The following is a 455-nucleotide window of genomic DNA, read 5'->3' on the forward strand; positions in this document are numbered from 1 at the left end:
ACTTATAAGCAAATAGAAAAAGATGGCTTCCAGATCGACGAGAAAATAGAGATTTTGCTGTCTTCTGACTCACCGGTGGGAACGGCAAAAAGTATGGGATTGGGCGTTCTAGGTTTTGCTGATGCATTATCACGATTAGCACCCGATGTCCTTGTCATTCTTGGAGACCGTTTTGAAGCTCTGGCTGCAGCGCAAACTGCCATGATACTCCGTATTCCAATTATACATTTGCATGGTGGGGAAATAACCGAAGGCGCTTACGATGATGCGATCCGTCATGCTATTACCAAATTGAGCTACCTGCATGGCACGTCAACAGACGAATATCGAAATCGAGTCATTCAATTAGGTGAATCGCCAGAGCGAGTAAAAAACGTTGGTGCGATTGGCTTAGATCACTTGAATCGAGGCTCTTTTATGACGATTTCAGAGTTGAGTGAATCACTGAACTTTGA

1 protein-coding gene is annotated in these 455 nt (G+C 44.0%); it reads left to right on the forward strand.

Annotated features, from left to right (window positions below):
- A partial coding sequence (locus AB4486_RS23935; protein ID WP_372119093.1) for a UDP-N-acetylglucosamine 2-epimerase occupies nucleotides 1-455 on the forward strand: 455 nt, incomplete at both ends.

The sequence above is a fragment of the Vibrio sp. 10N.222.55.C6 genome, from assembly GCF_041473395.1.
Taxonomy (GTDB): Bacteria; Pseudomonadota; Gammaproteobacteria; order Enterobacterales; family Vibrionaceae; genus Vibrio; species Vibrio crassostreae_C.